The 20,113-nt window shown below is 71.1% G+C and carries 17 protein-coding genes; 1 reads left to right on the top strand and 16 read right to left on the bottom strand.

The window, feature by feature from the left end:
* Positions 1–141 precede the first annotated feature (141 nt).
* The 3 genes from ACFYY8_RS05115 to gltB form a co-directional block, all read right to left on the bottom strand.
* Positions 142–1,794 carry a S8 family serine peptidase gene (locus tag ACFYY8_RS05115; protein ID WP_390037298.1) on the bottom strand — a complete coding sequence of 551 codons (1,653 nt, stop codon included), beginning with the start codon at positions 1,792–1,794 and terminating at the stop codon, positions 142–144.
* A 118-nt stretch (positions 1,795–1,912) separates the two neighbouring features.
* Positions 1,913–3,391, bottom strand: coding sequence for a glutamate synthase subunit beta (locus ACFYY8_RS05110; RefSeq protein WP_390037296.1), 1,479 nt, complete (start codon positions 3,389–3,391; stop codon positions 1,913–1,915).
* Positions 3,392–3,405: 14 nt separating this feature from the next.
* Entirely contained in the window at positions 3,406–7,911 is a 4,506-nt protein-coding gene (gene gltB, locus ACFYY8_RS05105) for a glutamate synthase large subunit (protein ID WP_390037294.1), read from the bottom strand.
* A 199-nt stretch (positions 7,912–8,110) separates the two neighbouring features.
* On the opposite strand from gltB, the gene ACFYY8_RS05100 reads away from it, so the two are divergent.
* On the top strand, positions 8,111–9,643 hold the full coding sequence (locus tag ACFYY8_RS05100; RefSeq protein ID WP_390037292.1) for a bis-aminopropyl spermidine synthase family protein: 1,533 nt from the start codon (positions 8,111–8,113) through the stop codon (positions 9,641–9,643).
* 6 nt (positions 9,644–9,649) lie between these two features.
* On the opposite strand, the gene ACFYY8_RS05095 is transcribed toward ACFYY8_RS05100, so the two are convergent.
* The 13 genes from ACFYY8_RS05095 to hisI form a co-directional block, all read right to left on the bottom strand.
* Complete coding sequence (locus tag ACFYY8_RS05095; protein WP_390037290.1) at positions 9,650–10,285, bottom strand: hypothetical protein; 636 nt, start codon at positions 10,283–10,285, stop codon at positions 9,650–9,652.
* A gap of 26 nt (positions 10,286–10,311) precedes the next feature.
* On the bottom strand, positions 10,312–11,154 hold the full coding sequence (locus ACFYY8_RS05090; protein WP_390037288.1) for a hypothetical protein: 843 nt from the start codon (positions 11,152–11,154) through the stop codon (positions 10,312–10,314).
* Positions 11,151–11,870, bottom strand: coding sequence for a VIT1/CCC1 transporter family protein (locus ACFYY8_RS05085; protein WP_390037286.1), 720 nt, complete (start codon positions 11,868–11,870; stop codon positions 11,151–11,153). Before ACFYY8_RS05085 ends, ACFYY8_RS05090 begins: the two co-directional genes overlap by 4 nt.
* A 43-nt stretch (positions 11,871–11,913) precedes the next feature.
* Positions 11,914–13,026: a prolipoprotein diacylglyceryl transferase gene (lgt, locus tag ACFYY8_RS05080; protein WP_390037284.1), complete on the bottom strand. Its 1,113-nt coding sequence runs from the start codon at positions 13,024–13,026 to the stop codon at positions 11,914–11,916.
* A gap of 26 nt (positions 13,027–13,052) precedes the next feature.
* Entirely contained in the window at positions 13,053–13,817 is a 765-nt protein-coding gene (locus tag ACFYY8_RS05075; RefSeq protein ID WP_390037282.1) for a DsbA family protein, read from the bottom strand.
* Positions 13,817–14,323, bottom strand: a complete 507-nt coding sequence (locus tag ACFYY8_RS05070; RefSeq protein WP_390037280.1) for a DoxX family protein — start codon at positions 14,321–14,323, stop codon at positions 13,817–13,819. The genes ACFYY8_RS05075 and ACFYY8_RS05070 overlap by 1 nt, the downstream gene beginning before the upstream one ends.
* Positions 14,324–14,974: 651 nt before the next feature.
* A complete protein-coding gene (trpA, locus tag ACFYY8_RS05065; RefSeq protein WP_390037278.1) occupies positions 14,975–15,769 on the bottom strand; it encodes a tryptophan synthase subunit alpha in 795 nt (264 codons plus the stop codon).
* 66 nt (positions 15,770–15,835) lie between these two features.
* Positions 15,836–17,059, bottom strand: coding sequence for a tryptophan synthase subunit beta (gene trpB / locus ACFYY8_RS05060; RefSeq protein WP_390038002.1), 1,224 nt, complete (start codon positions 17,057–17,059; stop codon positions 15,836–15,838).
* A 22-nt stretch (positions 17,060–17,081) separates the two neighbouring features.
* Positions 17,082–17,891: an indole-3-glycerol phosphate synthase TrpC gene (gene trpC, locus ACFYY8_RS05055; RefSeq protein ID WP_390037276.1), complete on the bottom strand. Its 810-nt coding sequence runs from the start codon at positions 17,889–17,891 to the stop codon at positions 17,082–17,084.
* Between the two features lie 168 nt (positions 17,892–18,059).
* A complete protein-coding gene (locus ACFYY8_RS05050; RefSeq protein WP_390037274.1) occupies positions 18,060–18,500 on the bottom strand; it encodes a DUF2752 domain-containing protein in 441 nt (146 codons plus the stop codon).
* A gap of 103 nt (positions 18,501–18,603) precedes the next feature.
* Entirely contained in the window at positions 18,604–18,987 is a 384-nt protein-coding gene (locus ACFYY8_RS05045; protein ID WP_390037272.1) for a DUF4190 domain-containing protein, read from the bottom strand.
* Positions 18,988–19,092: 105 nt separating this feature from the next.
* Entirely contained in the window at positions 19,093–19,728 is a 636-nt protein-coding gene (locus ACFYY8_RS05040) for a Trp biosynthesis-associated membrane protein (protein ID WP_390037270.1), read from the bottom strand.
* The gene (hisI, locus tag ACFYY8_RS05035) at positions 19,725–20,072 is read right to left on the bottom strand and encodes a phosphoribosyl-AMP cyclohydrolase (RefSeq protein WP_390037268.1); all 348 of its coding nucleotides are present in this window, start codon (positions 20,070–20,072) and stop codon (positions 19,725–19,727) included. The genes ACFYY8_RS05040 and hisI overlap by 4 nt, the downstream gene beginning before the upstream one ends.
* Between the last annotated feature and the right edge of the window lie 41 nt (positions 20,073–20,113).

Genomic DNA, 20,113 nt, shown 5'->3' with positions numbered 1-20,113 from the left:
GTGCCGTACGTCGTCGTGATGGCCGGTGACAACGCCGTGGGTCAGGCAGCCGGCCTCACGGGCTGGGGCGGGCGCCGCTCCGCCCCAGACCAGGCGTCCTTGCGGGCGTCACCGGCCTGTGCGGGTGCGACGCCCGGAACGTCAGGGGGCGATGGCCGCGGCCTTGGCGGCGTCGACGATGCCGTGGCCGTAGAAGCCGTTGCGGGCCTTGGAGCCCTGGCAGGTGTGGGCGGCCTCGTCGCCGAAGCCCTGGTAGACGTAGCGGCGGGGTTTCGGGCAGGAGGTGCGGGTCGCGCTGGCGTAGAGCAGCCGTTCGACGTCGGCGGGGCGCATGGTGACGCCGTCCTTGGACGGCTTGCCGAAGCGGCTGATGATCACGGCGGCGACGCCGGTGGCGTGCGGGGCGGCCATGGAGCTGCCGGCGAGGTACTGGTAGTAGGCGCAGGTTCCCGCCTTGCAGTCACGTACGACGGAGCCGCTGCGCGGCTTGCCGTCGGCGTCGATGAGGTGTTCGGCGCGGAGCACGTGTTCCGGGGCCGCCGCCAGGACGGTCCTGGTGATGTCCTGGCCGCTCTCACCGTCGGCGGCGTCACCGCCGGGGGCCGCCAGGTCGGTCTGTTCGAGGCCGTAGTCGGAGTAGGAGGCCTTGCGCTTGGTCGGGCCGACGGCGGAGACCGAGATGACGCCCTTGGACTCGGCGGGGACGCTGAGGCAGGAGTTGTCGATCTTACGGGTGCGCTGCGTGTCGAGGGGGTAGTCGGGGCTGATGAGGTCGGTCTTCGGGTTTCCGAGGTCGGTGGCCTCGTTGCCGATGGCGCTGATCAGGGTGACGCCGTGTGCGCGGGCGTAGTCGAGGGCGCGTTGCATGCCGGTGATGACGCCGCGCTGTTCGAGTTGTTCCGCTTTGGAGTCGCGGGGGTTGGCGGTGCAGTTGAACAGCCACGGGTCGATGTAGTAGCTCATGTTGACCACGTCGATGCCGTTGTCCGCGGCGTAGGTGAGGGCGTCGATGCTGGGTTTGAGGAAGAACACCCCGGAGTCCTGGCCCGCGCGGAGGTTGACGAGGGAGACACCGGGGGCGACGCCCGCGACGCCCAGGCCGTTGATCGGGGAGGCGATGGTGCCGGCCACGTGGGTTCCGTGGCCGTCGTCGTCCCAGTCGACGGGGTCCTTGCAGCCCTTGAACTCGCAGGGGCCGTCGAGTTCCTTCCCGTTGGGGTCCTTGGGGATGTCGGTGACGAAGTTGCGGCTGAGGTCGCGGTTGAAGTTCGGGGCGATGTCGGGGTGTTTGCCGTCGATGCCGGTGTCGATGACGCCGACCAGCACCCGCTTGTCGCCGGGGGCGGTGGCGTGCGATCCGGTGGCGGTCGCGCCGATCATCCCCATGTCCCACTGCCGTCCGGCGAGGGGTTCGCCGCCGCTGAGGGCGATGGTCCTGATGTCGGAGACGTCGGCTCCGGTCGCCGTGGCGGGGACGGAGGCGGCGTGGCCGATCCTGCGGTCGCCGGAGACTCCGGCGACGGAGGGGTCACCGGCGAGGCTCTCCACGAAGCGGGCGGCGGGGCCTCTGGCGACGACGTAGCCGAGTTTGGGTTCGGTGGAGAGCGGGGTTCCCCCGGCCGCCTCGATGGCCTTGACCGCTCCGGTCCGTGCGCCGTCGGCGTAGAAGACGAGGTAGTCGCGCAACGCCCCGCCGCCGGCCGTGGCCTGGTTCGCAGGGGCGGCCGCGGTGAGACTCGCGACCACGGCGACGACGGCTGCCGCCCCGGTCAGGCGTGCGCGCCAGCGGTTCATCGATCCTCCACATCCGTCGGAGCCAGGAGAATCATCCTCAAGCCATCCGACCTGCAAAGCAAACCGATGTTCCCGGTACGGCGGGCGGAGAGCCGTACCGGGAACGCCGGGCCCGTGTTCAGACCAGGGGTCTGGCGGTCGGTGGGATCGCCGTCGGCAGGGCGGTCTGGCCGGTGAGGTAGCGGTCGACGGCCGCGGCGGCGGAGCGGCCCTCGGCGATCGCCCAGACGATCAGCGACTGGCCGCGTCCCATGTCTCCGGCGACGAAGACGCCCTCGGCGGAGGTCATGTAGCCCTTGTCCCTGGCGACGTTGCCTCGGGCGTCGAAGAACTCGCCGTCGGCGGAGTCCGCGAGGTCCTGGAGCAGGCCCGCCTTCTCCGGGCCGACGAAGCCCATGGAGAGGGTGACGAGGTCCGCGGGGATCTCCCGCTCGGTGCCGGGGATCGGCTTGAAGCCGTTCGCGGGGCCTTCGACCTGGACGAGACGCAGTGCCCTGACGTTGCCGTCGGCGTCGCCGACGAACTCGGTGGTCGAGACGGCGTAGACGCGGTCGCCGCCGCCGTCGGCCAGTTCCTCGTGGGCGCTCTCCATCTTGAACAGGATGGGGAAGGTGGGCCAGGGCTGGCTGCCCGGGCGCTCGGCGGGGGGCTGGGGCATGATCTCCAGCTGGGTGACGGAGGCCGCCCCCTGGCGGATCGCGGTGCCGATGCAGTCGGCTCCGGTGTCGCCGCCGCCGATGACCACGACGTGCTTGTCCTTGGCGTCGATCGCCGGGACGGTGTGGTCGCCCTCCTGGACCTTGTTGGCCAGGGGGAGGTACTCCATCGCCTGGTGGACGCCCTTGAGGTCGCGTCCGGCGACCGGCAGGTCCCGCCACAGGGTGGCGCCTCCGGCCAGGACGACGGCGTCGAACTCCGCGCGGAGCTGGGCGGCGGTGACGTCGACGCCGACGTTGACGCCGGTGCGGAACTCGGTGCCCTCGGCCCGCATCTGGGCGAGCCTGCGGTCGATGTGCCGCTTCTCCATCTTGAACTCGGGGATGCCGTAGCGCAGCAGGCCGCCGACGCGGTCGGCGCGTTCGAACACCACCACGTCGTGCCCGGCCCTGGTGAGCTGCTGGGCGGCGGCCAGGCCTGCGGGCCCTGAGCCGACGACGGCGATCTTCCTGCCGGTCCTGGCCGTGGGGGTCTGGGGGGTGACCCAGCCCTCGTCGAAGGCGCGGTCGATGATCTCGACCTCGACGCGCTTGATCGCCACCGGGTCCGAGTTGATGCCGAGCACGCAGGCGGCCTCGCAGGGCGCGGGGCACAGGCGGCCGGTGAACTCGGGGAAGTTGTTGGTGGCGTGCAGGCGTTCGACGGCCTCGCGCCAGTCGTCGCGGTAGACCAGGTCGTTCCACTCGGGGATGAGGTTGCCCAGGGGGCAGCCGTTGTGGCAGAACGGGATGCCGCAGTCCATGCAGCGGGACGCCTGCTTGGTCAGGGCGGGCCTGGGGAAGTCCTGGTAGACCTCCTTCCAGTCGCGGATGCGCACGTCGACCGGGCGGCGGGCGGGCAGCTCGCGTCCGTGAGTGAGGAAACCCTTCGGGTCAGCCATCGGTGTGTACCCCCTTATCCCTGCACCGCGGCCGTCATGACCGCCTCGTCGATGTCTCTGCCCTCGCGCCTGGCGGCCTCGGCCGCGCGCAGCACCCGCTTGTAGTCGGTCGGCATGATCTTGCGGAAGCGGGCCGGGTCCCAGTCGGCCAGGAGTTCCTTGGCGACGGGCGAGCCGGTCTCCGCCAGGTGGGTCTCGACGATCTCCCGCAGTGTGTCGGCGTCGGTCTCGTCCAGGTCCTCGATCTCGACCATCTCGCGGTTGATCCGCGTGGTTTCCGGGTCGAGGAGGTAGGCGACGCCGCCGGACATGCCCGCGGCGAAGTTGCGGCCGGTGGGGCCGAGGACGACGACCCTGCCGCCCGTCATGTACTCGCAGCCGTGGTCGCCGACGCCCTCGACGACGGCGGTCGCCCCGGAGTTCCGTACGCAGAAGCGTTCGCCGACGACGCCGCGGATGTGGGCCTCGCCGGAGGTCGCGCCGTACAGGCCGACGTTTCCGGCGATGATGTGGCCGTCGAGGGGGGCCTCCTCGTGCGGCCTCACGGTGATCCGGCCGCCGGACAGGCCCTTGCCGAGGTAGTCGTTGGCGTCGCCGGTCAGGCGCAGGGTGACGCCCCTGGGCACGAAGGCGCCGAAGGAGTTGCCCGCGGAGCCGGTGAAGCGGACGTCGATGGTGTCGTCGGGCAGGCCCGCTCCGCCGTACCGCTTGGTCACCTCGTGGCCGAGCATGGTGCCGACCGTACGGTTGACGTTGCGGATGGGCAGGTCGAGCGTGACCGGGTCGCCGTTGGCCAGGGCGCCTTCGGCGAGCTGGATCAGGGTGTGGTCGAGGGCTCGTTCCAGGCCGTGGTCCTGTTCGGTGACGCGGCGCAGCGCGGTTCCCTCGGGGAGTTCCGGGCGGTGCAGGATCGGCGTGAGGTCCAGGCCTGAGGCCTTCCAGTGCTGTTCGGCGGGGGCGGTGTCCAGCAGTTCGGCGTGTCCGACGGCTTCGTCGAGGGTTCGGAAGCCGAGGGCGGCGAGGTATTCGCGGATCTCCTCGGCGATGAACTCGAAGAAGTTGACGACGAACTCGGGCTTTCCGCTGAAGCGCTTGCGCAGCTCGGGGTTCTGGGTCGCGACGCCGACCGGGCAGGTGTCCAGGTGGCACACGCGCATCATCACGCAGCCGGAGACGACCAGCGGGGCGGTGGCGAAGCCGTACTCCTCGGCGCCGAGCAGCGCGGCGATGATCACGTCGCGGCCGGTCTTGAGCTGGCCGTCGACCTGCACGACGATGCGGTCGCGCAGCCCGTTGAGCAGCAGCGTCTGCTGGGTCTCGGCCAGGCCGAGCTCCCAGGGGGCGCCCGCGTGCTTGAGGGAGGTGAGCGGGGAGGCGCCGGTGCCGCCGTCGTGGCCGGAGATGAGCACGACGTCGGCGTGGGCCTTGGACACGCCCGCCGCGACCGTGCCGACGCCGACCTCCGCCACGAGCTTGACGTGCACGCGGGCGGCCGGGTTGGCGTTCTTCAGGTCGTGGATGAGCTGGGCGAGGTCCTCGATGGAGTAGATGTCGTGGTGCGGCGGCGGCGAGATGAGGCCGACGCCGGGGGTGGAGTGCCTGGTCTTGGCGATCCAGGGGTAGACCTTGTGGCCGGGCAGCTGGCCGCCCTCGCCGGGCTTGGCGCCCTGGGCCATCTTGATCTGCAGGTCGTCGGCGTTGACGAGGTACTCGGAGGTGACGCCGAAGCGGCCGGAGGCCACCTGCTTGATGGCCGAACGGCGGGCGGGGTCGTGGAGCCGGTCGGGGTCCTCGCCGCCCTCGCCGGTGTTGGACTTGGCGCCGAGGCGGTTCATCGCGACGGCGAGGGTCTCGTGCGCCTCCCTGGAGATGGAGCCGTAGGACATGGCGCCGGTCGAGAAGCGCTTGACGATCTCGCTGACCGGTTCGACCTCGTCGATCGGGACCGGTTCGCGGACTCCCTCGCGGAGGGTGAACAGGCCGCGCAGGGTCATCAGCCGCTCGGCCTGGGAGTCGACGAGGGAGGTGTACTCCTTGAAGATCTCGTAGCGGCGTGAGCGGGTGGCGTGCTGCAGCTTGAAGACGGTCTCGGGGTTGAACAGGTGGGGTTCGCCCTCGCGGCGCCACTGGTACTCGCCGCCGACCTCGAGCCTGCGGTGGGCGTTCTCCGCCCTGGGGTAGGCGCGGGTGTGGCGCAGCGCGGACTCCCTGGCCAGGACGTCGAAGCCGACGCCGCCGAGGCGGGAGGTGGTGCCGGTGAAGCAGGTGCCGATGACGTTCTCGTCGAGGCCGAGCGCCTCGAAGATCTGCGCGCCGGTGTAGGAGGCGACGGTGGACACGCCCATCTTGGACATGACCTTCAGGACGCCCTTGCCGTACGCCTTGATGAGGTTGCGCACGGCCTTGTCGCGCTCGACCTTCAGGACGCCGGAGGCGATCATGTCCTCGACGGTCTCGATGGCGAGGTAGGGGTTGACGGCGCCCGCGCCGTAGCCGATGAGCAGGGCCATGTGGTGGGCCTCACGCGCCTCGCCGGTCTCGATGACCAGGCCGACCCGGGTGCGGGTCTTCTCGGCGATGAGGTGGTGGTGCACCGCGCCGGTGAGCATCAGCGACGGGACGGGCGCGAGGGCGTCGGAGGAGCCCCGGTCGGACAGCACGATGATCCGTGCGCCGCCCTGGATCGCCGCGGAGACCTCGGTGCGGATCTCCTCGATGCGGTGGAGCATGGCCTCGCCGCCGCCGTGGACCTCGTAGAGGCCGGAGACGACGTGCGGGCGGAAGCCGGGCAGCGCGCCTTCGTCGTTGATGTGGATGATCTTGGCGAGCTCGTCGTTGTCGATCACCGGGTAGGGCAGCACGAGCTGGCGGCAGGAGGAGGGCTCGGGGGCGAGCAGGTTGCCCTCGGGGCCGAGCGTGCTGGCCAGGGAGGTGACGAGTTCCTCGCGGATGGCGTCCAGCGGCGGGTTGGTGACCTGTGCGAACAGCTGGCTGAAGTAGTCGAACAGCAGCCTGGGCCGGTCGCTCAGGACCGCCACGGGGGTGTCGGTTCCCATGGAGCCGATGGGCTCGGCGCCTGTGGTCGCCATGGGCGCCAGGATGATCCGCAGCTCCTCCTCGGTGTAGCCGAAGGTCTGCTGCCGCTTGATGAGCGCCTCGTGGGTGGGGATCTCCCGCGAGCGGGCGGGCAGTTCCTCGAAGCGGACCAGGCCCGCGTGCAGCCAGTCGCCGTAGGGCAGTTCGGCGGCGAGCCGGGCCTTGATCTCGTCGTCCTCGATGATCTTTCCGCGGGCGGTGTCGACCAGGAACATCCTGCCGGGCTGCAGGCGGCCCTTGCGGACCACGTCCTGCGCGGGGATGTCCAGGACGCCCGCCTCCGAGGCGAGGACGACGAGGCCGTCGGTGGTCACCCAGAACCGGCCGGGGCGCAGGCCGTTGCGGTCGAGGACCGCGCCGACGAGGGTGCCGTCGGAGAAGGTGATCGAGGCGGGGCCGTCCCAGGCCTCCATGAGGGTGGAGTGGAACTCGTAGAAGGCCCGCCGTGCGGGGTCCATCTCGGTGTTGTTCTCCCACGCCTCGGGGATCATCATCAGCACGGCGTGGGGCAGTTCGCGTCCGGCGAGGTGGAGCAGTTCGAGCGTCTCGTCGAAGGAGGCGGTGTCGGAGCCGTCGGGGTCGCAGACCGGGAACAGCCGTGACAGGTCGCCGGGCAGGGCGGCGGTGCTCAGCATGGCCTCGCGGGCGCGCATCCAGTTGCGGTTGCCCTTGACCGTGTTGATCTCGCCGTTGTGCGCGACGTAGCGGTAGGGGTGCGCCAGCGGCCAGGAGGGGAAGGTGTTGGTCGAGAAGCGCGAGTGGACCAGCGAGATGGCGGTCTCGTAGCGCTCGTCGCTCAGGTCGGGGAAGAACGGCTCGACCTGGCCGGGGGTGAGCATGCCCTTGTAGACGATCGTCCGTGAGCTGAGCGAGGGGAAGTAGACCTTCGTCTCGTGTTCGGCCCGCTTGCGCAGGCAGAAGGCGATCCGGTCCAGCTCAAGGCCGCTCTCCCCGCCGGGGGAGGAGACGAACAGCTGCGCGAAGTGCGGCATGGTCGCACGGGCGCTGGGGCCGGGCAGTGCCCGGTCGGTCGGGACGTCGCGCCAGCCGAGGACCATGAGGCCCTCCTCGTCCGCGATCCGCTCGATCCGCCGTACCGCGTCGTGGCGGGCTTCCGCCTCGGCGGGCAGGAAGGCGGTGCCGACCGCGTACGAGCCCGCCTCGGGGAGCGGGAAGCCCGCCTCCGCGCGGAGGAAGGTGTCGGGAATCTGCGTGAGGATGCCGGCACCGTCACCGGTGTCGGGCTCGCTTCCCTGGGCTCCCCGGTGGTCGAGGTTGCACAGGGCCGTCAGCGCCTTTGTGACGATGTCGTGGCTGCGGCGGCCCGCGACATCGGCGACCATGGCGACGCCACAGGCGTCGTGCTCGTTCGAAGGGTGGTACAGGCCCTGGGGCTCGGGGAAACCGAGGTGGGCAGCAGGCATCGAATCCCTCCCGTCGTCTCGCTGCTCTGGATCAAGCTAGGGACGACGTTGGCCCTGCTGCGTGGTGGGTAGACATTACCGTACCCTGCCGGAAAGCTACCTACCCGGTCCGCATAGCGACCATTTAGTACAGGTTTGCCCACTTCAGTCAACATGCCTGTACGGCACGGCATTCCATCGGGCGCCCTAAGGTTGGCGCATGGACGCGATTGCGGATCTTCTCGCGCGGGCGGGAGTCGACGGCAGGAGACCGAGGGCGGTGCTGGCCGCGCTGGGCGACGGCCGCTGGTGGACCCTCGCCGATCTGGTCAGACTGACCGCGACGTCACGGCGGACGGTCGAGTCCCTGCTGCGTGAGCTCGACCTGGAGCGTTCCGGCGACCGGTTCAGGCTCAGGGCCCCGCTGCCTGAGACGCCCGTGTCCCGTGCGCCCGCCGACCCGGTGGCCCATCTGCTGCCCGAGCAGGCCGGCCTGGTCGCCACGATGGAGAAGCTGATCGCCGGCGCGCCCCGGGGGCGTCACACGCTCGACCACGTGTCGGCGACCGCGGAGACCGTGGTCAGGCGGGCCCTGCTGCTTGAGGCCAGGTTCTGGCTCGACGGCGCCCGGCTGCTGTGCGTCGGCGACCACGACCTGACCTCGCTGGCCGTCGCGGCGCTGTGCCCCGGCCTTGAGGTGACCGTCGCCGACATCGACGAGCGCATCCTCGGCTACATCGCCGAGCAGGCCGGACGCCTGGGCCTGCCGGTGCGCACCCGCTGGGCCGACCTGCGCCTCGGGCTGCCCGCCTCGGCCCGTGGATGGGCCGACCTGGCGATCACCGACCCGCCCTACACGCCCGAGGGGGTCGGGCTGTTCGTCGCCCGCGCCGCCGAGGGGCTGCGCGACCGCGACCAGGGCCGCGTCCTGCTGGCCTACGGCGCCAGCGAACGCACTCCCGCCCTGGCGCTGAAGGTGCAGAACGCCCTGTCCGCCCTCAACCTCGTCAACGAGGCGATCTACCCCGACTTCAACCGCTATCTCGGCGCCGAGGCCATCGGCTCGGCCGCCGACCTGTACGTCCTGCGGCCGACCACGAAGACCTGGCCCGCCGTGGCCGCCCGCGTCGAGGGCCTCAGCGCCGCCATCTACACCCAGGGGCCCCAGGCGGTCGAGTCGGCCGCCTCGTCTGCGCCCCCTCCCCCGGTCACCGGGAGCCCCGAGGTGCTGGTCGGGGACTGGCCCGCCCAGGTTCTGCCCCGCACCCCCAGGGCCCGCCTGTCGACCTGGCTCGCCAAGCCGTACGCCACCGACCCCGCCGAGGTGGCGATCGCGGTGCCCGCGGGGCTTGAGGCCGCGCTGCCCCGGCTGCTGCTGGCCACCCGCGCCGACCGGGTCCAGATCACGCTGGCCGAACCGCCCACCGGCCTGCCCGCCGAGCTGTCGGCCGTCTACGAGCTGACCGCCGAGGGCCGGACCGTGCACGCCGTACGGCTGCCGCCCCCGCAGACCGACGAGGGCCGCGTCCTGCGGCGCATCCTGGACAACGCCCACGGCAAGGTCGCCAACACCTGGCGGGAGGCCCTCATCTCGGTCAGAGGTGAGCTGACCAAACGGCAGGCCAGGGCACTCGTCGCACTGAGCGCGCCGTGGGCGCAGGACGTCACCGTCCTCGAACTGCCCGCGCACCGGCTGCGGGAGCTCCAGGACGCGGTCGCCCGCTCCCTGACCGCGCCCGTGCCTGCGGGCTGAGCGCCCTCAGCGCACCAGGCGGTGCTGGAGCAGCAGGCTGGGGCTGTCGACGGCCACCTGCGGGTAGGTCAGGTCGGTCTTACCCGCCCCCTCCCCCGTGTTCCCGGCGGGGGCGACCCAGCTGACGGTGACGTAGTGGCCGAGGGCGCGGGCCTGTGCCCAGCCCGCGGCCCCCTGGAAGCCCTCCGGAGTACCCGGGACCGGCCGTACGAAGCCGTCACGGCCCAGCGCGCCGACGAGCCGGTCGGCGGCGGCGGAGTCGGCCAGGTTGAAGACGACGAACTGCCCGAGGACCCGGCCGTCACGGGTCGCGTAGCGGGCGCGCAACACCTGGGTGCATCCGGCCACGGCCTCCCGTGCCCCGCCCCAGACCGCCGAGGCGCAGTCGGTCAGCTGTTCGGTGCCCTGGCGCGTGAGCGTGACGCCGCCCGCACTCACCGAACCGGTGGGGAAGACCTCCGCGACGGTCAGCGGGCCGGGATCGGCGGCCCGGGTGGCGATGGGGTCGTAGTGCGCCGTGGTCCGCTCGGCCCTGAAGGTCGCCGGACGCTGGGTTTCCGTACCCGCCCGTGACCACAGGAACACCGCCGTCCCCGCGGCGGCGAGGGCCACGACGGCGACGGCGATGATCCACTTACGCATGACCGATGAGCCTACTGTCCGTGGGGTCACGAGGGGGACGCGGCGGGCTTCACCGCGACGACACGACGGAAAACGGCCCTCTCCGCGCCCCTGACCGCCAGGGACAGGGAGACGAAGTCGTCCTTCTCGCCGGGATCGGCACCGTCTGCGCGGCCGATCCAAACCAGGGCCGCGTAGTGGCCCATGGCGTTGCCGCTGCCCTCGCTGTAACCGGAGGAGGAGAACGGCGCCCTGCCGCCCTGCCCCAGCGGTTGCGGCCAGCCTCCCCGGTAGCCCGCGGTCAGGGACTGGACCAGTTCGTTGGCCGCGGCGGTGTCACGCAGGTTGAACAGGGTGTACTGCGCGGTGTAGCGGCCGTCCGCGCTGGTGTAGGTGCCCCGCAGCGCCTGGGTGCAGCCCGACCTGGTGAGCTGGTCGGCCAGTTCCTGCCCCCAGACCGCCGCCGAGCAGGTCGCGTCGAGTTTGGTGGCGCCCAGCTTCAGTGTGATCGCGCCCTCTTTGAGGGTCCTGACGGGGAAGATCTCCTTGAGGGTGAGCGGCGCCGGGTCGGCCGTGTTCCGCTCGATGGGCGCGAACAGCTTCGGCGAGTTCCACCCCTTGTAGGTGTCGGGCCTCGGCTGGGTCACGATGGCGGCGGCGGTCGCCCGCTCGGGGACGAAGTCGTTGCCGACCGCGGAGATCACGAAGGCCAGGACGACCGCGGTCACGATCACTCCGACGACGGAGCCGCCGATCATCAGCAGTCGCTGCTGGAGGCGGCTCAGCCCCAGTTCCCGCAGTCTGCCGCCGTCCACGGACTGCGCCGTCCTGGACGAGCCGCGGCGGCGCCTGCGCGGCGGGGTCGGGGCCTGGGGGGTGGGCGCGTTCACAGGCCGCCCCCGCCCAGCAGGTGGCCGAGACCGAAGGTCAGGAGCGCGGCGAGCGCGCCGACGCCGAGCTGGCGCAGCCCGCTGTACCACCAGCTGCGCGCGGTGACCCTGGAGACCAGTGCCCCCGCCCCGAACAGCGCCAGGCACGAGACGATCGCGGAACCGACCAGGCTGGTGACCCCGAGAAGGTACGGCAGCAGCGGCAGGACCGCGCCGACGCTGAAGGACAGGAACGAGGAGACCGCGGCGATCTTCGGCGAGGGAAGGTCCCCCGGGGTGACGCCGAGTTCTGCGCTGGTGTGCACCTCAAGCGCCTTGTCGGGGTTGAGGGAGATCTGCCTGGCCACCTCCGCCGCCAGCTCGGGCTGGACGCCGCGCGACTCGTAGAGCTGGGCGAGTTCGCGCAGTTCGGCCTCGGGATTGCGTTCCAGCTCGCGCCGCTCGACGTCGATCTCGGCGACGGCGAGCTCCCGCTGGCTGGCGACCGAGACGTACTCGCCACCCGCCATGGAGAACGCCCCCGCCGCCAGGCCCGCGATGCCCGCCAGCACGACGACCCTGGTGCTCGTCGTGCCGCCCGCGACACCGGCGATCAGTGCGAAGTTCGACACGAGCCCGTCCATCGCCCCGAAGACGGAGGGCCGCAGCCAGCCGCCGTTGACATCCCGGTGGGCGTGGTGGATCTCGGCGCGCTCCTGGGCGCCGCCCTGACTCATCGTTCCTCTTTCTTCGCCTGGTTCCTTCAGCGGGGAGCCCGGCTCACGCCGTGCCTTTCTCCCCGGCCGTGCGCTCGCCGTCGGCCACGGCCGTCTCGGCCTCGTCGGCCTGGTCGGACCCGTGGGCGGGGTCGGTCTCTTCGCCCGTCTGGGCGAAGGCGGACACGAGCTCCGCCTTTCCATCCTGCCCGTCCTGCCCGCCGTCCTGCCCCGAGGGGGGTGCGGAATCGGCGGGCCGGTCGTCCTCGGACTCCGCCCGCGGCGCGGTCTCGTGCTCGTCGGCCTGGTCGGCGGCGTGCGCGGGGTCGGCCGGATGGTCGGCCTCCTGGTCCTGCGTCACCCCGACGACCCGCTCCTCACCGGTCTTGTTCCTGGTGCTCCAGAACCAGACGAGCGCCGCGACGAACAGCACGATGGAGGTCCACTGGTTGAGCCGCAGGCCGAGGATGTGGTGGGCGGTGTCGATGCGCAGCCCCTCGATCCAGAACCGGCCCAGGGTGTAGCCCGCGATGTAGAGCAGGAACAACCGGCCGTGCCTGAGGGCGAACCTGTGGCCCGCCCAGACCAGCACGAGGGCCAGGCCCAGGTCCCACACCATCTCGTACAGGAAGGCGGGGTGGTAGGTGGAGACCCCCGGTATCGTGCCCGGCTTGTCGGGGTCGATCTCCAGGCCCCACGGCAGGTTCGTCGGGCTGCCGAACAACTCCTGGTTGAAGTAGTTGCCCAGCCGGCCGATGGCCTGGCCGACCGCGATGGCCGGGGCCACGACGTCGGCGACCGCGGACACCGAGATCCCCCGGTTGCGGCAGCCGAACCAGACGCCCAGCGCCCCCAGGGTGACGGCCCCCCAGATGCCCAGCCCCCCGTTCCAGATGTAGAGCGCCTCGATGGGCGTGTGGGGGGCGTCAGGACCGAAGTAGAGCTGCCAGTCGGTGATGACGTGGTAGAGACGCCCGCCGACCAGGCCGAACGGCACGGCCCAGACGGCGAGGTCGACGATGGTGCCCGGCGTTCCCCCACGGGCGCGCCAGCGGCGCTCGCCGATGGCGACGGCGACGATGACGCCGAGCACGATGCACAGCGCGTAGGCCCTGATGGGGATTACACCGAGGTACCAGACCCCCTGCGAGGGGCTGGGAATCGAGGCGAGGGGCATGTCAGGTGACGTTACCGTGTCGCGGGCTACTTGGCGGCATCGAGAACGGCTTTACGGAGATCCGCGGGCTTGAACGCGACGTCGTTGCCGATCTCGGTTCCGTTGATCTTCAACGTCGGGGTGCCGCTGAGCTTGGCGCCCTGCATGGTCCTGGTGCTGTAGTCGATCTGCTCCTGGGCCTTCTGCTGGGTGGTCACGCAGGTGGCGAAGGCCGAGCCGGTGACCCCTGCGTCTCTGCCCCAGTCGACCATGTCGTCCACCTTGAAGCCCTCGACGGTCTCGGAGGGCTGCTCCTTGAACAGCCTGTCGTGGAACTTCGACCACGGGGTCCCTCCGGGGATGCACCGGGAGGCGGCCCCGGCACGCAGGGAGTTACCCCTGGTGACGCCCTGGTTCATCTCCTGCGAGAAGATCGTGATGGGGTGGTAGACCACCTTGACCTTTCCCTCGGCGGCCAGGTTCTTGATGGTGGGCCCGCTGGTCTGCTCCATCGCCCTGCACGCGGGGCACTGGAAGTCCTCGTAGACGTCCAGGACCGGCTTCTCGACGCCCGCGACGGCCATCACGACGGAACCGTCCGGGGAGGCGGTGATCGGCGCGAGCGCCTGGGTGACCTCCTCGGGCTTGCTGCCGTTGGCGGCGTACCACCATCCGGCCCCGATCGCGCCGAGGGCGACGACCACCACGGTCGTCACCGTCGCGACGCGCTTGAGCCGCTCCTTCTGCCGCTGCTCCTCCCGCTGTGCCTTGATCCGCTCACGCACCGAGTGCTCCCGTGCGGCCTTGCCCATCAGTGGTCCTCCTGTTTCCGTGGTTCCTCCTCGCCGTCCACCTCGTCGTACGGCTCCCGCTCAGGGGCAAGCCCGAGCGCGGAGTCCAGCGCGAGTCGTCCCGGGCCGAACCGGGCGACGAGCACGCCGAGAACGAAGAGACCGGAGTCCCGCAGGATGTCGACGAGGTAGTCGGGCTCGACCCCCGGCTTGAGCTGGCCGCCGCCGCCGAAGCAGCCGCAGTCGATCCGCAGGCCGCGCGCCCATACGGAGGCGATGCCGATGACGAACGCCAGCATGAGCAGCGCGGAGATGCCGCCCACGACGCGGGTGAGCAGTCCGACAACCAGCAACACCCCAATGACGATCTCCAGGATGGGCAGGCCGTAGCCGACCACCGTGGCAAGCGAGTCTGGAAGCAGTTCGTACGCCTTGACCGACTGGACGGAAAGCACAGGCGTGCCGATCTTGCCCCAACCTGCGACAATGAGCACCCCCGCCAGCACCAACCGCGAGACGGTCGTCACCCAGGGTAGCGTCGAACTAGCTCTGCGCGACCTCGGGGGGGCCTGCTTTTCAGAAGTCACGAGCATCATCGTCTCCCATTCCGGACCTGCGTCGCGGCCGTCGTCAGCGGCTACACGCGTTCCTGAGGAACCCCATCACGTGCTGGATAAGCGTTGGGTAAGTCAATCGGCCGGCCGTAACGCGCTCCGTGAAGGTCCCGAAACTCGGGTCTCCCGTTTGCCGGGCGTGGCATGGCGCGAAGGCGGGGACGGCGTGGCCGCCGCCTCGGCTCGTCCGCCACTGGCACACACCCTCCAGGTTCGATGGCCGTCCCGGTTTCCCCCATGTCCCTCCGCCTGTGCGATCGGCGGGCCGAGCCTGTTTGAACTGGGAAATCGTAGCCGAGGCACGGTCCTCGCGGCGTTTTCAGGTCAACGGGGGGAGCGCACGGACTGAACCGGGAGGGAGGTCTCGCACCCCCGGGGCCGATGCGCCGCTTCCAGCGTACGCATTTCCAGGGTACGCCGCAGCCTTCCGCGCAGGTCGGCGGGCATGACGACGCCCCGGCTCCATGGACGGCGCCATACGAGGAACGCGGCCGTCCCGTGTGGACGGCCGCGTCGTATGAGATTTCAGGCGTGTCCCGGGCAAGCCCGGTTTTCGGCGACGAATCAGGCGCGCACGCCCGCCGCCATCTCGGCTCCCAGTTTCCTGACCGCGGCCAGGCCCGAGGCCTCATCCGGAGCGTCGAGCAGGCGGCGGATGAACGCCGAGCCGACGATGACACCGTCGGCGTAGCGGGCGACCTGGGCCGCCTGCTCGCCGGTGCCGACTCCGAGGCCGACGCAGACCGGCAGTGAGGTCTGCCTGCGGGTCCGCTCGACCAGGCCTTCTGCGGCCTCGCTGACCGTGGCGCGCGCCCCGGTGACGCCCATCAGGGAGGCGGCGTAGACGAAGCCCGTACAGCAGTCGGCGACGGCCTTGATGCGTGTCTCGGGAGAGCTGGGCGCGACGAGGAAGACGGTGTCGATTCCGGCCCCCGCGCTGGCCTCCCGCCACGGCCCCGACTCCTCCGGGGTCAGGTCGGGGGTGATGGTCCCCGTCCCGCCCGCGGCGGCCAGGTCGCGGGCGAACCGGTCGGCGCCGTAGCGGTCGATCGGGTTCCAGTAGGTCATGACCAGCGTGGCGGCGCCCGTCTTGGCCACCCCCTCGACCGTGCGCAGCACGTCGGCGATGCGGGTGCCGTTGATCAGCGACCGGTGCACGGCGTCCTGGATGGTCGGGCCGTCCATGAGCGGATCGGAGTAGGGCAGGCCGATCTCGATCACGTCGCAGCCGGCCTCGACCATGGCGGTCGCGGCCGCGATCGCGCCGTCCTTCGTGGGGAACCCCGCGGGGAGGTATCCGATGAGGGCGGCGCGATCGTCCGCCTTAGCCTTGGCGAACACCGTCTGAAGAGTCGTCATCGTTGGTTCCGTTGTCGGTCGTGGCCTCCGTCCCCTCCGCGGGGCGGAGGGGAAGCAAGTCGGTCGTCAGAGGTTGAAGTACTTCATGGCGGTGCCCATGTCCTTGTCGCCCCGGCCGGAGAGGTTGACCAGGATGAGCGCCTCGGGACCGAGCTCGCGGCCGAGCTTGAGGGCTCCGGCGAGCGCGTGCGAGGACTCGATGGCCGGGATGATGCCCTCGGTCCTGGCGAGCAGGGCGAAGGCGTCCATGGCCTCGGCGTCGGTGATGCCGTGGTAGGCGGCGCGTCCGGTGTCCTTGAGCCAGGCGTGCTCGGGACCGACGCCGGGGTAGTCGAGGCCGGCGGAGATCGAGTGGGACTCGATCGTCTGGCCCTCGTCGTCCTGCAGGACGTAGGTGCGCGACCCGTGCAGGACCCCGATGGAGCCCTCGGTGAGGGTGAGGGCGTGCTCGCCGGTCTCCTTGCCGCGGCCGCCGGCCTCGTAGCCGTGCAGCCGGACGTCCTGGTCCTCAAGGAAGGCGTGGAAGATGCCGATGGCGTTGGAACCGCCGCCGACGGCCGCGGCCACCGCGTCGGGCAGCCTGCCCGCGAGGTCGAGGATCTGACGGCGGGCCTCGACGCCGATGATGCGGGCGAAGTCGCGGACGATCTCGGGGAACGGGTGCGGTCCGGCGATGGTGCCGAACAGGTAGTGCGTGTGGTCGACGTTGGCCACCCAGTCGCGGAAGGCCTCGTTGATGGCGTCCTTGAGGGTCTGGCTGCCGTTGGTCACCGGGACGACACTGGCGCCGAGCAGCTTCATGCGGGCGACGTTGAGCGCCTGGCGCTCGCAGTCGACGGCCCCCATGTAGATCACGCACTCCAGGCCCATCAGGGCCGCGGCGGTCGCCGTCGCGACGCCGTGCTGGCCCGCGCCCGTCTCGGCGATCAGGCGGTTCTTGCCGAGCCGCTTGGTGAGCAGGGCCTGGCCGAGCACGTTGTTGATCTTGTGGGCGCCGGTGTGGGTCAGGTCCTCGCGCTTGAGCACGATCCGGGCGCCGCCCGCGTGCTCGGAGAAGCGGGGAACCTCGGTGAGGGTGGTCGGCCTGCCCGCGTAGGTGCGCAGCAGGTGGTCGAACTCCCGCAGGAAGGCGGGGTCGTTCCTGGCCTTCTCGTACTCGGCCGCCACCTCGTCCAGCGCGGGGATGAGGGCCTCGGGGACGTAGCGCCCGCCGAAGACGCCGAACTTGCCGTCGGTGTCCGGGTCGTCGCCGTGGACGCCGTTGCCCGCGAGGTCCGCGGAGGTGAGGATGCCGTCTGTCACTGTCACGTGCTCACTGTCCCTCTGGTCGGGATGCGGGGTGGGCTCCGGCGGTGACCAGGTCGACCACGGCGGCCCTGGGGTCCTTGCCGGTCACCAGGCTCTCGCCGACGAGAACGGCGTCCGCCCCCGCCCTGGCGTAGGCGAGCAGGTCGTGAGGACCGCGCACACCCGACTCGGCGATCTTGATGATGCCGTCCGGGATCTTCGGGGCGATCTTGGCGAACACCTCGCGGTCGACCTCAAGGGTCTTGAGGTTGCGCGCGTTGACACCGATGATCTTCGCTCCGGCGGCGAGCGCCCTGTCGAGCTCCTCCTCGGTGTGCACCTCGACCAGCGGGGCCAGCCCGATCGACTCGGCCCGCTCGATGAGTGAGATCAGCGCGTTCTGCTCGAGCGCGGCCACGATCAGCAGCACCAGGTCCGCGCCGTAGGCGCGAGCCTCCCACAGCTGGTAGGCGGTGACGACGAAGTCCTTGCGCAGCACCGGGATGTCGACCACGGCGCGGACGGCGGCCAGGTCCTCCAGGCTGCCGCCGAAGCGGCGACGCTCGGTCAGGACGCTGATGACGTGGGCGCCGCCGGACTCGTAGTCACCGGCGAGCGCGGCAGGGTCGGCGATGGCGGCCAGCGCCCCCTTCGACGGGCTTGAGCGCTTCACCTCCGCGATGACCGCCACCTGGTCGCCGCCGAGAGCGGCGTAGGCGTCACGGGGGGCGGGTGCCCGCTCCGCGCGTTCCTTGAGCTGCGCCAGCGACACCGTCTGCTGCCGGTCGGCCAGGTCCGCGCGGACTCCTTCGAGGATCTCCTCCAGCACGCTCACCTGTCCTCCTCGCGAAACTCGGAGGTCATGTCGGCGAACGCTGCCGTGCGCATGGTCCGCTCACTCCACTCGCTCACGAGTAAGGCCCCTCCCGATCGATTGCCTTGTCTCGCCGATGCTATCGGCCTTGCCGTGGTCGCCCCGCCACCGGGTGACGCCTATAGGTGACTATGGGGCCAAGAATTCCCCAAAGGGAACATTCCGCACTATCCAAAAAACGATCATTAAACCAAGAAATGCCCATATATAGGCAGGATTTATAACTTTTCCGGCATCTCGTCTTCCCTGCCAGGAGAACAACGTCCAGCGTCCCCACAGCAGGACCACCACGGGGGCCATGATCACGACGAGCGGATTGAACCCCAGCGCGGCGGCGGGGTCACCCTGGGTGAGGGCGTGCACCGCCCGCAGCCCTCCGCAACCCGGGCAGTACAGCCCGGTGAGGGTGAGGAAGGGGCAGGTGGGATAGTGCCCCGGCTCGCCGGGATCGACCAGCGCGACCAGGAGGGTTCCCGCGCCCGCCGCCACGGCCAGGCCGAGCGGCGCCAGCACGGCCCGTACCCGCCGTGCTCTCGGCTCTCCCGCCCTCGCGGCCCCGCCGGTCACCATCTGCCCGCCCGCACCCCTTCTCCCGCGAAGACCGTCACCGGCAACGATACTCAAGGCGGCGCCGGATGACCTGCGACGCCCCGGCGGGGAACGGCCGGGAGTCCTAGTAGCCGTAGGTGGCGGAGCCCGCCAGGACGCCCATCGCGACCAGCCAGACCACCAGCACGATCAGCCAGCAGGCGACACCGAAGTAGGACAGGACCAGGCCCGCGATGGCCATGCCCCGTCCCTCCTCGCCGGTGCGCTTGATCTGGCCCAGCGAGATGTGACCAAGCACGATGCCCACGATCGAGGTCACGCCGCAGACGAAGAGCCCGGCGATGCCCATGATGAGGGCGGCGATGGCCATGCCGTTGTTGCCTCGGGGCGGCGGCGCTCCGTAGCCATAGGGATCGTAACCACCGCCGGGCGGCGTGCCGTACCCACCGGGTGGCCCGTAGCCGCCCTGCGGGGGCCCGTAGCCGCCGGGCTGATTCCCATAGCTCATGAATTACTCCCTCTACACACGTTGCGGGCGAAATCCTAGCGAAATCAGATCATCGCGGCGGTGCGCCGCCTAGTCCGTGGGCAAGTTGTGACCGTACGCCGCGGCTCAGCGCCTGTCGCGTCCCGGCTCGGCAGCAGGCTCGTCGGTGGAATCAGTGGCGGGGTCGGCTGTCGGGTCGGCGCCGAGGTCGATGGCGTCCCACATGGCCCGGCCGCTGCCCGAGGCTCCGGCGCGCGCGAGGGCCTCGCTCCCCCGGGCCGCGCCCCTGCGCTCGTAGCGCTCCGACATGCCGGGCCAGTTCCCGCTCCACAGCGCGGCGACCGCTCCCCCGGCGAGCAGCACCAGGCCGCCCGCCCCGGCGAGCACCGGCCAGAGGAGGTGGCCGGTGGCCCGCGCCGTCTCGGCGGCCGCGGCCATGGGCGTGTGCCCGGCCGCGGCGGCGAGGCCGGCGTCGGTTCCGCCTCCGGCGACCACCGCGGCGATCACCCCTGCCCCGCACAACGCCATCACGACGCCGATGACCCTGCGCCACACGCCTCGCGTCGCGAGCACCGCGACCACCGCGGCCAGCGCCGCCCAGGCCGCGGGCGCCAGGGCGGGGGCGAGTTCGGCGGCGGAGACGGGTACGGCGCGCGTGCCGTACCTCACCGTGACCCAGTCGCGGCCCGCGGCCAGCAGCACCAGGCCCGCGCCCGCCGCGCACGCGGCGACCCAGGTCCACAGCGCCCGGCCCGCTCTCACGCCGGGGTCACCGCCAGCCGGTCGGCGTCGAAACAGGTCCGGTCGCCGGTGTGACAGGCGGCTCCCACCTGGTCGACCCTCAGCAGGATCGTGTCGCCGTCGCAGTCGAGGGCGACGGACCTGACGTGCTGGACGTTGCCCGAGGTCTCGCCCTTGACCCAGTAGGACCGGCGGCTGCGCGACCAGTAGGTGGCACGGCCGGTGGTGAGCGTGCGGTGCAGCGCCTCGTCGTCCATCCAGGCGAGCATGAGCACCTCGCCGGTGTCGTGCTGCTGGACCACGGCGGGCACCAGTCCGTCGGCGGTGCGCTTCAGTCGGGCCGCGATGGCCGGGTCAAGGGGCATGTGGCAATTGTGCCGCACCTGGGCGGAGGTCCCGCGTCCGG

Origin of the sequence: Streptosporangium sp. NPDC001559, from assembly GCF_042893955.1 — a bacterium.
Lineage (GTDB): Bacteria > Actinomycetota > Actinomycetes > Streptosporangiales > Streptosporangiaceae > Streptosporangium.
Note: the sequence above shows the minus strand (reverse complement) of the source record. Positions and strands in the feature narration are given on the sequence as shown.